The 16,933-nt window shown below is 44.5% G+C and carries 13 protein-coding genes; 9 read left to right on the forward strand and 4 right to left on the reverse strand.

Annotated features, from left to right (window positions below; translation table 11 throughout):
- Window positions 1–79 precede the first annotated feature (79 nt).
- Window positions 80–1,231: an acyl-CoA dehydrogenase family protein gene (locus tag JMX92_RS07565; RefSeq protein ID WP_201544935.1), complete on the reverse strand. Its 1,152-nt coding sequence runs from the start codon at window positions 1,229–1,231 to the stop codon at window positions 80–82.
- 186 nt (window positions 1,232–1,417) lie between these two features.
- On the opposite strand from JMX92_RS07565, the gene JMX92_RS07570 reads away from it, so the two are divergent.
- Together JMX92_RS07570 and JMX92_RS07575 are read left to right on the forward strand one after the other, a co-directional pair.
- On the forward strand, window positions 1,418–2,065 hold the full coding sequence (locus JMX92_RS07570; protein WP_201544937.1) for a TetR/AcrR family transcriptional regulator: 648 nt from the start codon (window positions 1,418–1,420) through the stop codon (window positions 2,063–2,065).
- A 496-nt stretch (window positions 2,066–2,561) separates the two neighbouring features.
- Entirely contained in the window at window positions 2,562–3,827 is a 1,266-nt protein-coding gene (locus JMX92_RS07575; protein ID WP_201544939.1) for a tyrosine-type recombinase/integrase, read from the forward strand.
- 33 nt (window positions 3,828–3,860) lie between these two features.
- Here JMX92_RS07575 and JMX92_RS07580 read toward each other — a convergent pair whose 3' ends face one another.
- The 3 genes from JMX92_RS07580 to adh all read right to left on the reverse strand — a co-directional run bounded on the left by JMX92_RS07580 (window position 3,861) and on the right by adh (window position 6,493).
- Entirely contained in the window at window positions 3,861–4,235 is a 375-nt protein-coding gene (locus JMX92_RS07580) for a PepSY domain-containing protein (RefSeq protein ID WP_201544941.1), read from the reverse strand.
- 272 nt (window positions 4,236–4,507) lie between these two features.
- The gene (locus JMX92_RS07585; RefSeq protein ID WP_201544943.1) at window positions 4,508–4,840 is read right to left on the reverse strand and encodes a DUF779 domain-containing protein; all 333 of its coding nucleotides are present in this window, start codon (window positions 4,838–4,840) and stop codon (window positions 4,508–4,510) included.
- A gap of 126 nt (window positions 4,841–4,966) precedes the next feature.
- Complete coding sequence (gene adh / locus JMX92_RS07590) at window positions 4,967–6,493, reverse strand: aldehyde dehydrogenase (protein WP_201544945.1); 1,527 nt, start codon at window positions 6,491–6,493, stop codon at window positions 4,967–4,969.
- 418 nt (window positions 6,494–6,911) lie between these two features.
- On the opposite strand from adh, the gene JMX92_RS07595 reads away from it, so the two are divergent.
- The 7 genes from JMX92_RS07595 (at window position 6,912) to acnD (ending at window position 16,932) form a co-directional block, all read left to right on the forward strand.
- Window positions 6,912–8,177 (forward strand): NRAMP family divalent metal transporter, encoded by a 1,266-nt coding sequence (locus JMX92_RS07595; RefSeq protein ID WP_201544947.1) that lies wholly within the window; start codon window positions 6,912–6,914, stop codon window positions 8,175–8,177.
- A 110-nt stretch (window positions 8,178–8,287) separates the two neighbouring features.
- A complete protein-coding gene (locus JMX92_RS07600; protein ID WP_011960450.1) occupies window positions 8,288–9,547 on the forward strand; it encodes an NRAMP family divalent metal transporter in 1,260 nt (419 codons plus the stop codon).
- Window positions 9,548–9,784: 237 nt separating this feature from the next.
- The gene (locus JMX92_RS07605) at window positions 9,785–10,480 is read left to right on the forward strand and encodes a hypothetical protein (protein WP_201544949.1); all 696 of its coding nucleotides are present in this window, start codon (window positions 9,785–9,787) and stop codon (window positions 10,478–10,480) included.
- 47 nt (window positions 10,481–10,527) lie between these two features.
- Window positions 10,528–11,490 (forward strand): LysR family transcriptional regulator, encoded by a 963-nt coding sequence (locus tag JMX92_RS07610; RefSeq protein WP_110816562.1) that lies wholly within the window; start codon window positions 10,528–10,530, stop codon window positions 11,488–11,490.
- Window positions 11,491–11,784: 294 nt separating this feature from the next.
- On the forward strand, window positions 11,785–12,678 hold the full coding sequence (gene prpB / locus JMX92_RS07615) for a methylisocitrate lyase (protein WP_011960453.1): 894 nt from the start codon (window positions 11,785–11,787) through the stop codon (window positions 12,676–12,678).
- A 197-nt stretch (window positions 12,679–12,875) separates the two neighbouring features.
- Entirely contained in the window at window positions 12,876–14,006 is a 1,131-nt protein-coding gene (gene prpC, locus JMX92_RS07620; protein WP_201544951.1) for a 2-methylcitrate synthase, read from the forward strand.
- A 274-nt stretch (window positions 14,007–14,280) separates the two neighbouring features.
- Window positions 14,281–16,932: a Fe/S-dependent 2-methylisocitrate dehydratase AcnD gene (gene acnD, locus JMX92_RS07625; RefSeq protein WP_155587211.1), complete on the forward strand. Its 2,652-nt coding sequence runs from the start codon at window positions 14,281–14,283 to the stop codon at window positions 16,930–16,932.
- Window position 16,933 lies beyond the last annotated feature (1 nt).

Raw genomic sequence — 16,933 nt, forward strand, 5'->3', positions numbered from 1 at the left:
ACGCTAAGATAGCTTAAGTAAAGCTATTTGGTGACTTGATATTGTCTTTAAGTCACCAAACATAAGTCAAACTGGTGCGTTACATGAAGCGTGAGGCAAGCTCTTTCATGATTTCGTTAGTACCGCCGTAGATTTTTTGTACGCGCGCATCAGCATACATACGGGCAATGGGGTACTCGCTCATATAACCATAACCACCGAATAACTGTAAGCATTCATCGATTACTTTACACTGTTTTTCAGTGACCCAGTATTTGATTAATGACGCTTGTGGTGCCGTAAGCTTGCCCTCTATCATGGCCTCCACTGCAGAGTCGCACAGAGCACGTACGGCTAAATAGTCAGCTTGTACTTCGGCTAATTTAAAGCGAGTGTTTTGGAATTTCCAAATGGGACGACCGAATGCTTCACGCTGTTTGACATAGTCAAGGGTGAGCTCTAACGCCAGTTTGATAGCACCGCAACCGCTTAAGGCTATAATAAGGCGCTCTTGTGGCAGCTCTTGCATCATTTGGATAAAGCCAAGGCCTTCGATGCTACCTAATAAGTTCTTTTGTGGCACGCGGACATTGCTAAAGAACAGCTCTGAGGTGTCTTGAGCGGACAAACCGGTTTTTTTAAGATTACGGCCACGCTCAAAGCCTTCTAAACCATCGGTTTCAACAACGATTAATGAGACACCTTGTGCGCCCTTCTCACGGTCTGTCTTACACGCCAATACAATCAGGTTGGCATGTTGACCGTTAGTGATAAAGGTTTTTGAGCCATTAATAATATAGTCATCGCCCTCTTTTACGGCATAAGTTTTAATTGCTTGTAAGTCTGAGCCTGTTGTCGGCTCGGTCATCGCAATGGCGCCCACATATTCGCCAGTTGCCAATTTTGGAATCCAAGCCTTTTTTTGCTCTTGAGTGCCATGTTTGAGGATATAAGGGGCAACGATACCTGAGTGAACCATCCCTCCAAAGCCAGATTGATTGGCTTGAGCCTGGGCTAGCAAAATAGCGGCTTCATGACCAAAATCACCGCCGCCGCCGCCATACTCTTCAGGCATTGAGGCACATAAAAAGCCCATTTCACCGGCCTCAAGCCATGCATCACGATCAATTTTACCGTTCTCGCGCCACTGCTCATCTTTATCTTCCCAGCTTTTGAACAACTTTAAGGCGCTTTCATATACCATTTCATGTTCTTCAGTCATCCAATTACTTTTAAAAGCATCAATACTCATACCGTCATTCCTTAACGAGGTTTAGGGTTTTTATGGTAATTTAAATTACCATATATTATCCCGTATAAAAAACATTTTAGGCTTATATATCTATCCTTTGAGCTTTCATACTACAAAAGTATATTTATTTAAGCAACGACTTATACTAAAATAGTAATTATTATTACTATTTTATTGGGATGTGACGTGAACCAGAGTTTAGCAAAGGCAAGCCAAAAAAATGAGAGGCTCAATGACAAAGCACTTGCGCCTTTATCCAAGATACGCCCTGCCACATTGGATAACATTGAAAAAGCAGTACATCAGTTGTTTGCCGGTGATAATGCGCAAGAGGTCACCATGATCCAAATTGCCAAGGCGGCCAACGTCTCATTGCAAACTTTATATAAGTACTTTGGGGATAAGCAGACCGTGTTCCATACTATTATGGATAGAGTACTCGGCCGGCTCGCTATACGCATGATGGATCATTTGCAAGGTATTGATAGTGTGGAGGATAGAATTAGAAAAACACTTTGGGTGGTTTTTGACTTTGTGGATACCCACCCTGATGCCGTCATGGTACTTACTTCGATATCTGCCACGGACATTCGTAAAATATCTATCTATGAAAATGAAGAGCTGATTAAGGCATTTACCAGTGTCTTGCTAGATGGACAAAAACGTGGTGTGTTAAATGATAGCGTGCCTTTATATGTGTTATTCGATGTGTTTATGGGGTTTGTGATGCGTATTGGTATGATGCAAGTGGTTCGCAAAGCCAATACGCCGCTTACGGACAGTTTTGATGATTTGTTCAATATTTTGTGGCGTGCCATCTCTAAACCGCAATAGTTATGATATGACTGTGCTATTTTGACGCTTATCATCATCAAAAAAGACAAGCGCCTGTATTTGCACAGAACAGTAATACACCCCTACTTTTATAATTCTGTGCAAGTACAGGCGCCTCTAATTTTTATTAAAAATTACTTCTTTTATTAAATGCATCACCTATAGCCAGTATTTGTAGTTAATTTGCTCTATAATAACTTAAATCATCCCCAAGGTACACTTGGGGATGATTATGCATAAAAGCTTTTATATATAAGGGTTTTATTTTTATAAAGATGATTTTGGTATCCAGTTTGGTGTCCAAATAATAGGATGTTTAGTACTGGATTTTAGAGGCAAGACTACAGATAAAAGACGGTGATTATTAAACTGTATGCCTTTAGTGCTAGGCGTTAGGCGTGATGAAGATTACTAACAATACTTTAGCACAATAAAAGCGAAGATTGTACAAAAATGTGTGCTCCTATTTATATGAAAAAACAACAAAGTGAGAAGTATGGTTATTCATAATAGACGGGATATTAATAGACTTGAGTGCCGTGACAAAGATTATTTGGTCGCAGTCGCTGGCGTACCCGGACTTAGTGTACGTATCTATCCCAATGGCAAAAAAGAATATTATCTGCGTTACCCCCATCCACATCAGCCCAATAAACGTCCGCGTATGACGTTGGGTTCTGTGGAAGGTATCAGCCTGCATGAGGCAAGAACCAAAGCTGAGTCTATATTGGATATGGTGCGAAATGGCACCGACCCTAAAGCCATACGTCAGCAAAAGCAGGTTAATAAATATGCGCATCTAACAAACGCCACGTTTGCTGAGATTGCTGCAGCTTGGCGTGATAATAAAATCAATAGCCGCCGCCAACGTAAGACCGGCAAGCGCACCTTTAGCGAGTCAACCTTAAAGTTTTGGGATTTGTGTCTGGGTTATATGTGCGCCGAGATTGGTAACTTGAGGATGAATGACATCACCAGTGAAACCATCTTGAATGTTTGTGAGTCTATTCAAAATAACGATAATGAAGCTGCCTTTGTGGGTGCCAGTACCCGTTTATATACCGAAAAGGTGTTTTCATTCGCCGTGGCTCGTGGGTTATGTGACACCAATGTCGCCATTTATACCCGTGGAGAGCTGGCACCAGCGGGCTCAGGAAAACACTTGCCAGCACTGACCAAACCCGATGAGTTTGCCGCTTTATTGAAGGACATGGCGACGTTTACTGCAGCAAGTGAGCTGACGTTAATGGCAATGAACTTATTGCCTTATGTCTTTGTGCGCAGTATTGATTTACGCTCTATGCGCTGGGATGAGATTGATTGGGCGCATAAGCTCTGGGTTTTTTCACCAACCAAAGGCGAAGGGCGTGAAGATATGGTTTCAAGCTTGGTGGTGCCTTTAGCAGATCAGGTGATTACTCGCCTGCGTGACATCCAAAAAATAACCGGTGACAAGCCTTATGTGTTCGCCTCGATACGCAGCTCAAGCAATGCTTATATGAGTAAGGCCACTTTGGTTCAGGCATTTCACCGGCTGGGTTACAAGGGAAAACATTGTACGCATGGATTTCGAGCCGCCGCCAAGACACTGCTTATGGAGCAGCCCGAGCTTCGCTATTCAGACATTGTCACTGAGCTACAGCTCGGCCACAGGATCAAGGATACCCATGGCGGAGCGTACAACCGATTGGATGAAATAAGCACACGTACTCAAATGATGCAGCACTGGGCTGATTATATTGATAGTCTGCGCAGCCGTTAATACCAAGTGGCCTGCTCTACTAGTCTTTCGCTACTAGTCTTTTTTCATTTTTACCACATTCATGCTGGGATAAGCTAAGTCAATCTTGTATTTTTTGCCACCTCGATAAGCGGTGGTTTTGACAATGCCTTGCTTTTGTTTATAGTCGACTTTTTGTACTTGGTAACCCATTGCATTTAGCTTACGTGTGGCCAGTCGTTCGGCATTACCTTGGTTGTACTCGCTCTTGTTATATTTTTTGTTTTGATGCTTTTTGTTCTGCTTATGGGTATTATGCCCTTTTTTATCATAGGTACCATTAGGATAGTGCATCCCTCGAGTATCCAGAGGTGTCGATGCACAGCCCACAACAGCTACACTCAAAAATATAGCAGTAAATCCTGTGGCCAATGTTTTAAGTTTTATCATGCGGATTTATCCTTATAAAATCAATTTACCCAGTACTCTTTAGCTAAATCAGGGCTTGAAATATTTCATTACAAATATATGACTATGATAGCTGTCTTATATTGATAGTTAGTATCTTAAGCGTTATAAGTTGTAATTGCTCAGTCTATGTGTCGGCTAGAGTCAATGCAGAGCATAGGACCATATAAATGGAAAAAACCGAGCGGTTTAGACTCGGTTTTTTAGATGATTTACTGCAAATAAATTAACTTTTTTTAGCACTTAGAGCGGGCTTAACTTTGAATCTGACAAATCTCAGAGCGCACAATAAAGCGCTTGCCCTCAGGCATCTCAAGCGAGAAGCTAGCACCGCGTCCGGCCACAACATCTATCGTTAAGTCAGTATGCTGCCATAGTTCAAACTGAGCCTTGCCCATATAAAAAGGACAGCCGCCAATCTCGCCTACCAGCACATCCTGCCCTCCTGTCTTAAACTCACCAAGCGGATAACACATAGGTGAGCTGCCATCACAGCAGCCGCCAGATTGGTGGAACATCAGATCGCCATGCTTAGATTTTAATAACTCAATGAGCTCAATGCAGGCTGGCGTGGCATCAACTTTCATAATTTGTACTCCTAAAATATTCGGCCTTGTCATTATGGTTTGGTAATGAGCACCTTAAAATTAAAAAAAGCAATCCACCTGACGATAGATTGCTTTGGTAAGTTGATAAAGAGTTGAATTTAGGTTTTAAAAGAAGCCCATCGCCTTGGTGCTATAAGAGACCAGCATATTTTTGGTTTGCTGATAATGATCTAGCATCATTAGATGGTTTTCACGACCAATACCTGACTGCTTGTAGCCACCGAAGGCTGCGTGTGACGGATATAGGTGGTAGCAGTTGGTCCATACACGGCCTGCTTGGATGCCACGGCCAAAGCGATAAGCTTTATGCACGTTGCGGGTCCAGATACCTGCGCCTAAGCCATACAAGGTATCGTTAGCCAAGCGTAATGCTTCCTCATCATCCTTAAAGGTAGTTACCGCCAGCACAGGTCCAAAGATTTCTTCTTGGAAAATGCGCATGTCGTTGGTGCCCTCAAAGATAGTAGGCTGCACATAATAGCCGCTGGCAAGATCGCCTTCATGCTTGGCCTGCTCACCGCCGACCAGCACTTTAGCACCTTCTTTTTTACCAATATCTAGATAAGATAAGATTTTTTCTAACTGATCTGAGCTGGCTTGCGCACCGACCATGGTTTCGGTATCTAGCGGGTTGCCAAGTTTAATGGCTTTAACGCGCTCAATACAGCGTTTGATAAATTCATCATAAATGCTCTCATGCACCAGTGCACGTGAAGGACACGTACAGACCTCACCTTGGTTGAGCGCAAACATCACCAGACCCTCTACCGCCTTGTCTAAGAAATCATCGTCTTCATCCATGATGTCTGCAAAGAAGATATTAGGACTCTTACCACCAAGCTCTAGCGTAACAGGAATAATGTTTTCACTGGCGTATTGCATGATTAGGCGACCGGTGGTGGTTTCACCTGTGAAAGCGATTTTGCTAATACGAGGGTTTGACGCAAGTGGCTTGCCTGCCTCTACCCCAAAGCCATTGACCACGTTTAATACGCCTTTTGGCAAGATGTCTGCCAGCCCAATGGTTTCAATTAAATACAAGATTGAGGCAGGCGTCTGCTCAGCCAGCTTAAGTACGATACAGTTACCTGCAGCCAATGCCGGAGCAATTTTCCAAATCGCCATAAGTAGAGGGAAGTTCCAAGGGATAATCTGACCGACCACACCTAAGGGCTCATGGAAATGATAGGCTACGGTATCTTCATCAATTTGACTGATACCGCCTTCTTGGGCACGGATGGCGCCGGCAAAATAACGCAAATGATCGATAGATAAAGGGATATCTGCTGCTAGGGTTTCTCTAACTGGTTTGCCGTTTTCATAACATTCGGCCACCGCGATTTTTTCAAGATTTTCTTCCATCTTGTCAGCGATTTTTAGCAAGATATTTGAGCGCTCTGTGACACTGGTTTTGCCCCAAGCTTCTTTGGCCGCATGTGCAGCATCTAGGGCTTTTTCGATGTCGGCAGCTTTTGAACGGGCAACTTGGCAAATGAGTTTGCCGTCGATAGGACTGGTGTTATCAAAATACTCACCATCAATGGGAGCAACCCACTCTCCGCCAATAAAGTTATCGTATTTTTCGCGGAATTTAACCAAGCTATTGTCAGTATTTGGGGTTTGGTAAAGCATGTGACGCTCCTTGTGATTATTATTAAGCCTTAACCTTTTGTTATTTTTGAATAAATAAGCGTTAAGGCCGGTTCTTATAAGCCGCAATTTTCCTTTGCGTGCTTGCTTATCCTAATCCCTAATTAGTTAGAAGGGAAGTTACTTATTTTATGCAGTGCTTGCTTAATAGATAAAATATAGTTATAAAATATGCTATCAGCAAACTTAGGGTTAACTTAAGTGTATTTTTAATGATACGTTCTGCTTCTGCTGTGGGTTTTATAACTAAAGGAGTGGTCGGTCATAACCATATTCAATTAGTTGCAATACTATACGTGATAGTATATTGAGTTTTTTGAAAGCTGAGCTTAGCGCTTATGATTACTGCCACCACTGCCAGTTGCGCTGATCTAAGCTTTCTGACTCATTCGAGGTGTTTATGAGCGCAGCATCCCCTAATTTAGATCAAAACTCGGATAAATTTAACTGGCGTATCTTCGGCCCTGGCATCTTGCTAGCTACTGGCGCTGTTGGTGGCTCACATCTTGTTTCATCGACACAAGCTGGCGCGTTATATGGCTGGCAATTGGCGATTATGATTATTCTCGCCAACTTTTTTAAATACCCCTTTTTTAAATTCAGCACCGATTATGTGTATGACACAGGGGAGTCACTAATTGCCGGTTACGCCAAAAAATCGCGGGTATATCTTTGGTTATATACCTTGCTTTTGTTAGCGTCAGCGCTTATTAGCGTGGGTGCTGTGGCCTTGTTAACCACGGTTATTTTGGGCTTTATGTTGCCCTCAAGTATCAGTCCCTCGATGACGGTACTGTCATTTATCGTTATGGGCGTCTCTTGGCTGTTTTTGGTGTTGGGCCACTACAAGCTGCTCGATAAGTTCAATAAGTGGATTATGGCCGCTTTAATTGTCTCAACCATTGCTGCTGTTATGATTGCAGCGGGTAAGCCGACAGTTATGGCACCAGATTTCATAGCCGCTTCGCCTTGGAATATGGCTTCGCTGGGCTTTATCGTGGCCTTAATGGGTTGGATGCCAGCACCGCTTGAATTTGCGGCCATGACCTCGATGTGGACCAAAGAAAAGGTAAAAGCCGATCACACTACCCACCGCCAAGGTTTAATTGACTTCAATGCCGGCTACATCTCAAGTGCCATTTTGGCGCTGTTTTTCTTAGCGCTTGGGGTCTTTGTACAATACGGCACAGGGACCGAGATTCAAACCCAAGGCGGCGCTTACATTACTCAATTAATGAATATGTATACCGCCACCATTGGCGATTGGTCCAAGTTATTGGTGGCGTTTGTGGCCTTTATGGTGATGTTTGGCACCACCATTGCCTGTGCCGATGGTTATGGCCGCTCTATTGCTGAAGGGATGCGTTTGATTAATAACAATCCAAACGAGGCCTCGCAAACCCAGATTTTTTGGTGGACCACCTTTTCAGCCTTAGGCGGCTTTGTTCTTATCACCTTTTTCAAAGGTCAGCTTGATATCATGCTTAAGTTTGCGATGATTTCAGCCTTTGTGTTAGCCCCTGTGTATGGCTGGCTCAACTATTCATTGATTAAAAGTCAGCAACGACTGTCACCGCTTATGACCTTTTATAGTATCTCAGGCCTTATCTTTTTAGCGGGTATCGCTTTATTGTTTATGGCACAGCTGACAGGGATTCTTGCCTAGCGCTTTGCTAGTAAAAACTTAAATAAATTTAAAAAATACACCTACTGCACCTATGAGTAATCTTATAAACCAAGCCCTTTAAAATAAGCACAAATTAAGGTTAACCTGCTATGAGCACATCTTCGACTCACGCCTCGCCCAAAGACAAAGGCATTAATTGGCAAGCTTTTGGTCCCGGTATCTTACTGGCCTCAGCGGCCATTGGGGGCTCACATCTTATCTCATCGACACAAGCTGGCGCGTTATATGGTTGGCAATTGGCGATTATGATTATCCTCGCCAACTTTTTTAAATATCCCTTTTTTAAATTCGGTACCGACTATGTTTATGAAACCGGAGAGTCGTTGGTTGCCGGATATGCCAAAAAATCACGCCTATATCTGTGGGCATTTTTTATCTTATCTTTGGCAGCTTCGGTCATTAGCACCGGTGCAGTGGCGCTATTGGCGGCAGTTATCCTAGGGTTTATGTTGCCTGAAAGCTGGGGGCTATCTAATGGTGTTTTGTCGATTATCGTCATGGGCGTGTCTTGGCTATTTTTGATTCTCGGTCACTACAAGATGCTTGATAAGCTTACCAAATGGATTATGGTGGCGCTGACTGTGACCACGTTAGCTGCGGTGATTATTGCGGCAGGCAAGCCTACCATTATGGCACCAGATTTTGTGGCCGCCTCACCTTGGAATTTGGCCACCTTGGGCTTTATTGTGGCCTTAATGGGCTGGATGCCAGCACCACTTGAGTTCTCAGCGATTAATTCTATGTGGATTTCAGCCAAAGTAAAATCGGACCACACCACACACCGTCAGGGCTTAATTGACTTTAATGTCGGTTTTATCGCCACCTCTTTATTGGCACTGGTATTTTTGGCATTGGGTGTGTTTGTACAGTATGGCTCAGGTGTTGAAATCCAGACCCAAGGCGGTGCTTATGTGGGGCAGCTGATTAGTATGTACACGGCCACCATTGGTGAGTGGTCACGTCTATTGGTAGCCTTTGTGGCCTTTATGGTGATGTTTGGTACCACCATTACCTGTGCTGATGGTTATGGCCGTATCAATGCCGAAAGCTTACGTTTAATCAAAGACGATGCCAATATTTCACAACAGCAAATCATCCTGTGGACCACCTACTGTATTGTGGGCGGCTATATTATTATCACCTTCTTTACCGGGCAGCTGGGCGCTATGCTAAAGTTTGCTATGATTACAGCTTTTGTTTCAGCCCCAATTTTTGGTTGGTTAAATTACTCACTAGCCAAAGATCAGCAGCACCTATCAGCTGGCATGAAGCTGTACAGTATTGCCGGCTTGATCTTCTTAGGCGGTATTGCTTTGTTGTTTATGGCGCAATTATTTGGCCTAATCTAAAAAAACTTCTCTGTTTAACCTCTTTAAAAGACCTTACAATAGCCGTAAGGTCTTTTTTTATACCCCCTCATATTTAGCTGGCTTAAGCGCAGGGTTGGATTAGGGTTAGAATTGTAATTACAATTACAATCCAAAGGTTTCGTTGTATGCTATCTTAATAGCGACAATAGGCCTTTTTTGGCACGTTTTTTGGTGATTTTCTTTTGGCCCCTTAGATAGATAACTGGAGTAAGTGCCATGACCTTAAATCCCGTACGTCCTTTTGTGAGCGCAGTTGTGCTGGCCACCCTCACTGCTTTGGCAGGCTGTGATACGCGCACCCAAAACCCAATGATGCAGACCATTCCTACCGATGCCGAGAAGTGGCAAGACAAATTGGGTGACACCTTAGAGCAGCTTTCAGAAGAAGATCGCCAGCTTCTAAGCCGTTATATGCTACGGATGCGTTTAAGTGACGCTTATGAAAAAGGCGCTGTCCCTAGAATTACCATTGGCCGGGCATTAGAGCAGCAGCGAAAGTACGAAGCACTGCATCCGGATAATCCCACAGGTAAAAAAAGCCCCGTAACCACAGCTGTGCAGCCTGATAACTATCCGATAACCCTACTGCCGGCCAAAACCAGTGAAAACGACAGTTTGAATAATGTTAAATTGTCTTTTGTGCTGTCAAATGAAGGGCAAACAGCTGTAAAAAGCTTTAAAGGCACTTTAATGCTGCGTTATCCGGCATTCAAAAAACCCAAGCCGGTGGTCATTCCTTTTACCCTATTTGATCAGCCCATGTTGCCCAAACAGTCTCGGAAAATGGAGGCGGATGTGAGCATAACTGACATCAATGTGATGAAAGCCATTCAAAATCCACAAAATATTGAAATTGAGATAACCAATGGCGCTATGGTATTAGAAGATGGTCGCGAGATTGTGTTTAAGTAAGCACTATTTGGTGCAATGTATGTGTTTTAACGTATGGTGAGTGAGTGATGCAGTTAAAAAGATTAACCGCCTTTCATAGCGTAGCACGCTTAAAAAGCTTTAGTGAGGCAGTATCACAAACCCAGCTGTCACAGCCGACTTTAAGCCGCTTAATCAAGCAGTTAGAGGATGATCTGGGCGTTATCCTCATTGACCGCTATCATCGTCCGTTACAGCTGACTGAGGCGGGCAGATTTTTTTATGAAAAAATTGATATCATCTTAAAAGAGCTCGATAGCACCATCAGTCTGACCCAAAAAATCGCGCATCCGCCAGATACCCTAAACATTGGCTTTGTGCCCTCAGTGCTTTATGGCTTATTACCGACGGTTATTTCAAGGTTAAAGCAGCGCTTGCCGAATTTGGAGGTGCATTTAAAAGACATCAGTTCCTTCAAACAGATCGGTGCGCTCAAGGCCGGCGAGATTGACGTGGGTTTTGGCCGATTTGCCCATAACGATGAGCATATTTATCAGCTGTTACTGCGTCATGAACGCTACGTCGCCGCCCTTCCCAATACTCATGAACTGGCTGGCAGCCATGATATTCACTTATCACAGCTGCAAAATAGCCGAGTTATCTTATACCACCAAACCCATCTTCCTGTCCCTCAACTTGCCAGCGCTTCAACAACTGAGGCTCAAAACACAGACCCTAGTCTTATTAGCGAGCCGCTGCTGCATCTGTTTGCCAAGCGCTCAGCCTTACCGCATCACACCACCTCGGTTAGTGACATTCAGTTGGCATTAGGCTTGGTAGCCGCCGGTGAAGGCATAACGTTAGTGCCTGATAGCCTAAAATCAGTACGCTCTGAGCAAATCAGTTACCGCACCTTAATTCATGAAGATGCCACCTCACCGATTTACATCTGTAGCCTTACTACCCCCACGCACCCAGCCTTTACTACCTTACTTGAGGTGATTTATGCCATTTATGAAGAGCGTGGTATCACCTATCGCCGAGTGATCTAATTCTTTATCAGCTGTATTTTCTACACAAATTGTAATTTTTTGTAAAAAAGCATCTGGTTTTTGATTGCTCTATTTTGCATATTTTAAATACGGCTTAAGATAAACCATCAAAATTTAAATAACCATAATCATTTTATGAATAGTATTAGTAAAAACACATATAATATTTAGTATTTGTAATCAATATCGCTTTATACCCCTCTTCCTTATTGGCCAATTTAGGGCTATTCTTATTGAAAATACAATCTACATAAAAACAAGTTATCCCTCCCCCTTCTATTCAAAGGACTGATTATGAGCACTTATTCTGCCGGCAAGCGCTTTCGCGAAGCCCTCTTAGCACAAAAATCAAATAACCAGCCGCTACAAATTGTCGGTACCATCAACGCCTATACCGCCATGATGGCCAAACAAGTTGGTCACAAAGCCATTTACTTATCAGGTGCTGGCGTGGCAAACGCCTCATACGGCCTACCAGACTTAGGCATGACCAGCCTTGATAACGTATTAGAAGATGCCAGCCGTATTACCAATGCGGTGGATACACCACTATTGGTCGATATCGATACCGGTTGGGGCGGTGCATTTAATATCTCGCAAACCATCAAAAAGATGGAAAAAGCAGGTGTTGCTGCCGTGCATATTGAAGACCAAGTGGCACAAAAGCGCTGTGGTCACCGTCCAAACAAAGAAATCGTATCAACCGCCGAGATGGTTGACCGTCTTAAAGCGGCGCTTGATGCCAAAGTCGATCCAGATTTTGTGGTGATGGCACGTACCGATGCCTTATCCGTTGAAGGTTTAGAAGCTGCTGTTGAACGTGCTGTGGCTTTTGAAGAAGCTGGCGCCGATATGATTTTCGCTGAAGCATTAACCGATATCGAGATGTATCGTAAATTCACCGATGTATTAAATATCCCCGTACTCGCTAATATGACTGAGTTTGGCCAGACTGACTTATACACCACAGAGCAGCTATTTAATGTGGGCGTCGATATGGTGTTATACCCATTATCGGCCTTTCGTGCGATGAACAAGGCGGCGCTAAACGTGTATCAGCATCTATTAAATGATGGTACTCAAGAAGCTGTGGTCGATACCATGCAGACGCGTATGGAGCTATATGACTTCTTAAATTATCACCAGTTTGAACAAAAGCTAGATGAGCTATTTGCTCAAAAGAAGTAAGTTACTTAAAAGAGAAAAGCTCTACCAATAAACAGTTGAGTAAACCAAATATTTTAATTTAATAATAGCTTGAAGGTTTGTAGCGTCACAAGGCGGTTGACTGCAGATTGTACAAATCGTACATCTAAGCAAACCAACACAGTGACGCTGCAACATACAAACTATTTCAGCCACCAAACAAAAAAAGGATTTTTACTATGGCAGCAGGTAAACAACTATCAGGTGCAGGCTTACGTGGTCAAGTAGCAGGTAAGACGGCATTATCAACCGTTGGCAAATCAGGCTCAGGCTTAACTTACCGTGGTTATGATGTCAAAGACTTAGCCGAAAACTGTATCTTTGAAGAAGTCGCCTATTTATTGTTATACGGTAATTTGCCTACCCAAGCCCAGCTTGATGACTACAAAGCAACGCTAAAACAACTGCGTGATCTACCGCAGCCACTAAAAGATGTATTAGAACGTATTCCACAAGATGCACACCCAATGGATGTGCTGCGTACGGGCTGCTCGATGTTAGGTAACTTAGAACCAGAAGACAGCTTTGAGCAGCAACTGGACAAAACCAACCGCATGTTATCCGCTTTCCCAGCGATTATTAACTACTGGTACCGCTTTAGCCATGAAGGCGTGAAGATTGACTGCATGACTGATGCCGAAACCATTGGTGGTCACTTTTTGCAATTATTAAAAGGTGACAAGCCAAGTGAGCTACACGAGCGTGTGATGAATGTGTCGCTTATCTTGTACGCTGAGCATGAGTTTAACGCCTCTACCTTTACCGCGCGTGTCTGTGCCTCCACCCTATCAGACATCTTCTCTTGTATCACAGGTGCCATCGGCTCATTACGTGGTCCGTTACACGGCGGCGCCAATGAAGCGGCGATGGAGCTTATCGAAGGCTTTGACTCGCCAGAAGATGCAGAAGCCGGCTTGCTGCGCATGCTAGATAACAAAGACAAAATTATGGGCTTTGGTCACGCCATTTATAGCGAATCAGATCCTCGTAACGTGATTATCAAGCAGTGGGCTGAAAAACTAGCCGCCGATGTGGGCGATGAGGTGTTATACCCAGTATCTGTGCGCTGTGAAGAGGTGATGTGGCGTGAGAAAAAACTGTTCTGTAACGCAGACTTCTTCCATGCCTCGACCTATAACTTTATGGGTATTCCAACCAAGCTATTCACGCCAATTTTCGTTTGCTCTCGCCTAACCGGCTGGGCCGCTCACGTATTTGAGCAGCGTGCTGACAACCGTATCATCCGCCCAAGCGCCGAATATGTGGGCGAAGCGCCACGTGAGGTAACGCCTATCGCTGAGCGCGGTTAGTTTATAAAGTAGAGTCAGATTGTTTAGGGCTCTATCTTTTTTATTGAAGATAGGGCCTTATTTGTTAGATGATTATTTTGTTAGATGATTGTATTTAATGACCGTTAGCGCATTAATATTTTATTGATTTCAAAATTTAGCGATTTTAGCAATTAGGGCTACTTATAGGGCTACTTACTGCTAAGTGTTAAATTTAATTTAAGGACAGCCAGTCATGTCAAATCAGAGTATTGAAACAAACCAGCCAGAGCTGACCCACAAACATCCCCAGCCGATGAATACAGAATTTAAAAAACCACTACCTTTGCCAAATGGTGAGGACAGTGGTCTGTATTATTTTGACGTTGAACAAGCAGTTAATGCAATTGAACCAGGCGCTTATGCCAAGCTGCCTTTTAGCTCAAAAGTTCTTTGTGAAAACTTAGTACGCCGCTGCCCACCAGAAGATTTGACCGAGGCGCTATCACAGCATATCTACCGCAAACAAGACATTGATTTTCCTTGGTATCCGGCGCGTGTGGTGTGTCATGACATCTTGGGCCAAACCGCCTTTGTCGACTTAGCTGGCCTTCGTGATGCCATCGCTGCTGAAGGCGGTGACCCGGCGAAAGTTAACCCCATTGTGCCGACCCAATTGATTGTCGATCACTCATTGGCGGTTGAACACGCCGGCTATGAAGAGAATGCTTTTGAGAAAAACCGGGCCATTGAAGAGCGCCGCAATGAGGACCGTTTTCATTTTATCAACTGGTGTGAATATGCCTTTGATAACGTTAACGTGGTGCCGCCTGGCAATGGCATCATGCACCAAATTAACCTTGAGAAAATGTCACCTGTGGTCCAGGTCATTACCGATAAAAACGACGGCACACCTGTGGCCTATCCAGATACCTTGGTCGGTACTGACAGTCATACGCCCATGGTCGATGCCTTAGGCGTTATCTCCATTGGTGTGGGCGGGCTAGAAGCTGAAAGCGTGATGCTGGGCAATCCCTCATATATGCGCCTGCCTGATATCATCGGTCTGGAATTAACCGGCAAATTACAACCTGGCATTACCGGTACAGATTTGGTACTGGCTATGACTGAATTTTTGCGTGATGAAGGTGTGGTCTCCGCTTATGTAGAATGCTTTGGAGACGGGGCTCGTAGCTTATCTGTAGGCGATCGTGCTTCAATATCAAACATGACCCCTGAATATGGCGCAACCGCTGTTATGTTCTATATTGATGAGCAAACCATTGATTATCTGCGTTTGACCGGCCGTACAGAAAAGCAAATTAACGTCGTTGAGGCCTATGCTAAGCACACGGGGCTTTGGGCAGATGGCATGCAACAAGCCAAATACGAGCGCGTATTAAGATTTGATTTATCAAAAGTGGTGCGTAATATCGCAGGCCCCTCTAAGCCGCATGCTCGTGTATCTACCACAGATTTGGTTAACAAAGGCATCGCTCAAGAGCACTACGACCCCACCGCACCCGCAGATGGCTCAATGCCTGATGGCGCTGTGATTATCGCCGCCATCACCAGCTGCACCAATACCTCAAACCCACGCAATATGGTTGCTGCGGGGATTGTGGCCCGTAATGCCCTCAAAAAGGGTCTGGTGCGTAAACCTTGGGTCAAATCATCATTAGCACCGGGCTCAAAAGCGGTAAAACTGTATTTAGAAGAAGCCGACTTATTGCCTGATTTGCAAGCCCTTGGTTTTGATGTGGTGGCCTTTGCTTGTACGACTTGTAATGGTATGAGCGGTGCGCTTGAACCTGAAATTCAGCAAGAAATCATCGACCGCGACTTATTTGCCACGGCAGTGCTCTCAGGTAACCGTAACTTCGATGGCCGTATTCACCCATACGCCAAGCAAGCATTCTTAGCCTCGCCGCCTCTGGTTGTCGCCTATGCAATTGCAGGTTCTATTCGCTTTGATATCGAAAAAGACCCACTGGGCCAAGATCAAGATGGCAATGATGTCTATCTAAAAGACATCTGGTTTGATGATGCGGAAGTTGATGCCATTGTGGCCTCTGCGGTGAAGCCTGAGCAATACAGCAAGGTGTATATCCCCATGTTCGATGAAGGAAAAGTAGATGCTGAGCGTCACGATGCTGTCACTGACCCTCAATACAACTGGCGAGAGATGAGTACCTATATTCGCCGCCCGCCTTACTGGGAGGGTAATATGGCTGAGGCCAACCAGTTAAAAGGCATGCGACCACTGGCAGTATTGGGAGATAACATCACAACTGACCACTTATCACCCTCTAATGCCATTATGCCAGATAGTGCTGCTGGCGAGTATTTGGACACCATGGGCTTGCCTGCTGAGGACTACAACTCCTATGCCACTCACCGTGGTGATCATTTAACCGCTCAGCGTGCAACTTTTGCCAATCCAAAACTGTTAAACGAGATGGTTCGTGACGAAAACGGCGAAGTCATTCAAGGCTCTTTGGCCCGTGTTGAGCCAGAAGGCGAGACCATGCGCATGTGGGAAGCCATTGAAACGTACATGAAACGCAATCAGCCGCTCATCATCATTGCAGGTGATGGCTATGGTCAAGGCTCTAGCCGTGACTGGGCTGCTAAAGGGGTTCGTTTAGCTGGGGTTGAGTGTGTGGTCGCTGAAGACTTTGAGCGTATTCACCGTCAAAACTTAGTGGGTATGGGTGCGCTACCGGTTCAGTTTGAAGCCGGCACGACCCGCAAAACCCTAAACATCGACGGTACAGAAGTGTTTGATATCGAAGGTGAAGTGTCTGCAGGTGGCACAATGACACTCGTGATTCACCGCAAAGATGGTAGCGTAGATAAAGCGCCAGTTAAGTGTCGTCTAGATACCGCTGATGAAGTTAAAATGTATCAATCAGGTGGTATGTTACAGCGCTTTGCTAAAGAGTTCTTGGCAGGCAATGTGGCTTAGT

It is taken from the genome of Psychrobacter sp. H7-1, assembly GCF_904846585.1.
Lineage (GTDB): Bacteria > Pseudomonadota > Gammaproteobacteria > Pseudomonadales > Moraxellaceae > Psychrobacter > Psychrobacter raelei.

Coding starts and splice junctions, on each gene's coding strand:
- acnD (WP_155587211.1), top strand. CDS start 14,281: ATGAATACAGAATTTAAAAAACCACTACCTTTGCCAAATGGTGAGGAC.
- JMX92_RS07605 (WP_201544949.1), top strand. CDS start 9,785: ATGACCTTAAATCCCGTACGTCCTTTTGTGAGCGCAGTTGTGCTGGCC.
- prpB (WP_011960453.1), top strand. CDS start 11,785: ATGAGCACTTATTCTGCCGGCAAGCGCTTTCGCGAAGCCCTCTTAGCA.
- JMX92_RS07580 (WP_201544941.1), bottom strand. CDS start 4,235: ATGATAAAACTTAAAACATTGGCCACAGGATTTACTGCTATATTTTTG.
- JMX92_RS07565 (WP_201544935.1), bottom strand. CDS start 1,231: ATGAGTATTGATGCTTTTAAAAGTAATTGGATGACTGAAGAACATGAA.
- JMX92_RS07610 (WP_110816562.1), top strand. CDS start 10,528: ATGCAGTTAAAAAGATTAACCGCCTTTCATAGCGTAGCACGCTTAAAA.
- JMX92_RS07575 (WP_201544939.1), top strand. CDS start 2,562: ATGGTTATTCATAATAGACGGGATATTAATAGACTTGAGTGCCGTGAC.
- JMX92_RS07600 (WP_011960450.1), top strand. CDS start 8,288: ATGAGCACATCTTCGACTCACGCCTCGCCCAAAGACAAAGGCATTAAT.
- JMX92_RS07595 (WP_201544947.1), top strand. CDS start 6,912: ATGAGCGCAGCATCCCCTAATTTAGATCAAAACTCGGATAAATTTAAC.
- JMX92_RS07585 (WP_201544943.1), bottom strand. CDS start 4,840: ATGAAAGTTGATGCCACGCCAGCCTGCATTGAGCTCATTGAGTTATTA.
- adh (WP_201544945.1), bottom strand. CDS start 6,493: ATGCTTTACCAAACCCCAAATACTGACAATAGCTTGGTTAAATTCCGC.
- prpC (WP_201544951.1), top strand. CDS start 12,876: ATGGCAGCAGGTAAACAACTATCAGGTGCAGGCTTACGTGGTCAAGTA.